The following is a 3,296-nucleotide window of genomic DNA, read 5'->3' as shown; positions in this document are numbered from 1 at the left end:
CAGCGAGATGATCTGCTCGCGGTACTCCGGCGGGTAGGCGGGTCGGGTCTTGGGCACGTTGATCTCCTCGTTCAGTGACAAAGTATCCGAAAGCGGACACCTGTCCACCGAACCGAAGCAACATCACGATGGAGACCCCGTGGTCCTCTTCACCGTCGAGGTGGCGAACGCCAACGCAAGCGACGCGCAGCCGATGAGCGGACTGACAGTGAAGTGTCGGGTGGGCGAAGACGCGGAGCAGGCAGGAAGCCGTCCCTCGCAGCTCATCCCGGAACAGGCCCCCTGGCCGGGACTGGATGAGGCCGTACCCCCGAGCACCACGGCCAGGGCCACCTACGCCTGCCCCATGCTGCCCCAGGAGAACTACCTCCAGGTCGAGGTCAATTTCTCTAACGTGCACAATCGGCGGGAGGCTATGACGTTCTCCGGAAGCGTGTCCCGCGACGGAGCTAGTACCGAGCTCGCCACGCCTCGGCCCTGAGGAACCCTGGGGAAACGTAAGTCACGAGGTACCGCCACCGACGGAGGTGTGGGGCGACGAAGCCGGGGCTGCGCCGCCGATGCCTCTCCGATCAGGCGCTGTGGCAGGAACGCGCCCGATCACCCGTTCCTCCTGTCGTCGCATGCGTGAATCAGCCGAGGCCCGAGCCCCTGCGCAGGCCGACCACAGCCAGGACTCTCGGGACGCCGACCCCAATGCCACGATCCGCACCCCCGCCGCGGCAGCGTTCGGCCCGGTGAACGGGCACTCGCCCCAGGTCTCAGCCGCGGCGCCGCGCTGCTCCTCATCCGTACTGCGCAATGGGCAGCCGACCACTGACCTTTGGGGCAGCGCCCCATTGACGAGTCCGTAGCCGATCGCGTCATCCAATTCGCCGTGAGCAGGATGCCGGATCTGCGGGTGTATTTGCTGTTCGCGTTCCAAGTCGGCTATGGGATGCTGAGCCTCTACATGCGCCAGACCGAGGCAGGCGCCTCCGAATCGGCCGTCCGGGCCTCGCCGAAGCCTTCCTCCGACGCCCGCTGTACGTACAGTCCTTCTCCCAACCACGTGGCGACGTGCAAGGTACAGGCGCCTGACCTAACGCATCGCCGATAACCGCTTGGCCACGGGGCCGGGCCCCATAGCATGCCCTGTGTGTTCGCTATCGGGCAGGTTTCGACGTACGAGCGAAGAGGAAAGCCTGCGGGACCCTTTCAGTCCCGTCAGGATCCCGCAACAGCTTCGCCCCCACGGCGATCCCGGTCTCACCCAACATCCCAACGATCCGGTCGGGCGCCCAACGCCGAAAGTCAAGGGACACCTGATGGCCAAACGGGTCCGCGATGTGCAGGGGTTCCTCACCAACCTGAAAAGCGAGCAGAAGGTGGCCGCCTGGAACCAGGACACGATCGAACTCGGCGAACACCTTTGACAGCTCGCCGGCTGGGGTGTGGATGATGGAGTACCAGGCGACAATCCCGCCGAGGGAGCTGTCCGGCATATCCAGTGCCGTCATCGATCCTTCGTCGAAGCGCAGGCTAGGATGCGTCCGCCGTGCGATCGCCACCATCTCAGGCGACAGGTCGACACCGAAGACATCGGTCAGCCCCAGCTCGCGCAGATACGCCGTCACGTGGCCGGGCCCACACCCGACGTCTGCCACTGGTCCGCCCTCGGCAGCGCCCACACGCTCTGCAAAGGCCGAGAGCATCGCCCTATCCAGCGGCTTCGGCGCCAGTTCGTTCTGAGAGAGCTCGGCGTAGTCTGCCGCCACCGCGTCATAGAAGGCGCGGGTGGTAGAGAGGAAAGACGATTCGGTCACGAGGCGGCACTATACACGGCGCTTGTTTGGCGACGATCAGCCTGGAGCAGACGGGGATGCTGCCTCCGGGCATTACCGGAACAGCGGCAATATAAGAGGCCATAAAGATCTGCTGCCTACGTCTGCACCGGAATCCACCCGACTCGCTAGACCGGGCTCCTAGAGACTCGAAGGCCGGTCACCCGCTGTCCTACCGAGCTGCAGCCCGACACTCGTTGCCTGACACACTGCGGCTGGCTATCGATTGTCCGAGGCCATGGGTTTAGCCCGCCGGGCCTCTCACCCCGGCGGGTCCGCCACACACGAGCTACGGCGACTCCGGATCCGAGTTCGGGTCGCTACCGCCGGTGTCCTCAGCGGGTGGGCGGGCACCCCGCTTGGGCCGACCACCCGGATCTCCCGCTACCCGCCCAGGCCCCGGCGCCCGCCCCGGCGGTGGGGGCGGTGCTGGTGGTGGGGGTGGGGGCGTGGGCTTCCCGCCAGGCCGGGGCCCCCAGCCCCGCTCCCGCGCCCGACGATGCTCTTTCTCCAAATTATGGAACCGGCACAACGGCTGGGCGTTGGACAAGTCCGAGCGGCCCCCGTCCCACCACGCCACCTTGTGATCCACCTGGCACCACGCGATCGGCCGATCACACCCGCCCTCCCACGCACACCCCTGGCGCCGCGCCATCAACGCCGCCCGCACCGCCGGACCGAACAACCGCCGCGAGCGCCCCACATCCACCACCCGCCCATCGACCGGGTCGACCACCACCCGCCGCAGCGCGCAATCACCCGCCTGCGCCCGCACCGCCGAAGCCGGCCACAAGGTGCCATACTCACTCACCCCCGGAGCGGCCCCCCGCTGGCCCCGCAACAGATCCAGCCCCACCACCACCGCAACCGGGGCGGCCCCCGCCCGGCGGCCCGGCGCCTGGTCGGCCGGAAGCTCCACCACCGTCTGGCACATCTCCACCAGCGCATCATGCGTGCGCTGATAGGAAGTGCGCTCCTCACCATGCCTGCCCGGCGGGGCCAAAAACGCATCCAGCGCGTTGCGCAGCACATCCCCGCTGGCCTCATCCCCCCAGGCCTCCAGATGGAAGGAGTCATCCATCCCCCGGGTCAACCGGGCCCCCCGCCCCGCATAGCGGTCCTGGTACTCCTTCTCCTGGCGGGCCGGATCCAGCGTGTAGCGCAACCGCCGCCCCGCCTGATCCAGCCCCCGCACCGTCACCGCGGGCTGTGCGGCCAGCCCCAGCAGCGGCCCTTCGGCGGCATGCACAAACCCCGCCGCCTCCGGCCACACCCCCACCGACCGGCACGCCAGCCCCTCATTCACCCAGTGGCTGATGCGCTCCAGCTTCGCTAGGGAGATCTCGCCGTGGGCGTGGGCCTGCTCGGACTCCTCCAGGTGCGGGCTGCGGTGGGCCAGTTCCGCTATCTGGCGCGCCTCGCCCGGAGACCGGTCGGCGACATGCTGCAACCAGTGCGACAACCGGAACTGGC

At 68.1% G+C, this 3,296-nt stretch carries 4 protein-coding genes; 2 read left to right on the top strand and 2 right to left on the bottom strand.

The window, feature by feature from the left end; translation table 11 throughout:
• Positions 1-139 precede the first annotated feature (139 nt).
• Complete coding sequence (locus ABD259_RS25550; RefSeq protein WP_344165829.1) at positions 140-481, top strand: hypothetical protein; 342 nt, start codon at positions 140-142, stop codon at positions 479-481.
• A gap of 142 nt (positions 482-623) precedes the next feature.
• Positions 624-854: a hypothetical protein gene (locus tag ABD259_RS25545; RefSeq protein ID WP_344165826.1), complete on the top strand. Its 231-nt coding sequence runs from the start codon at positions 624-626 to the stop codon at positions 852-854.
• Between the two features lie 291 nt (positions 855-1,145).
• Here the strand turns inward: ABD259_RS25545 and ABD259_RS25540 are convergent, their stop codons facing one another.
• Both ABD259_RS25540 and ABD259_RS25535 read right to left on the bottom strand, forming a co-directional pair.
• Complete coding sequence (locus tag ABD259_RS25540; RefSeq protein ID WP_344165823.1) at positions 1,146-1,805, bottom strand: class I SAM-dependent DNA methyltransferase; 660 nt, start codon at positions 1,803-1,805, stop codon at positions 1,146-1,148.
• Positions 1,806-2,112: 307 nt separating this feature from the next.
• Positions 2,113-3,296 (bottom strand): HNH endonuclease signature motif containing protein (locus ABD259_RS25535; RefSeq protein WP_344165820.1); only part of this gene is annotated, 1,184 nt, incomplete at its 5' end.

This window comes from Nocardiopsis rhodophaea, from assembly GCF_039530945.1.
GTDB lineage: Bacteria > Actinomycetota > Actinomycetes > Streptosporangiales > Streptosporangiaceae > Nocardiopsis_C > Nocardiopsis_C rhodophaea.
This window is presented reverse-complemented; position numbering and strand designations above follow the sequence as displayed.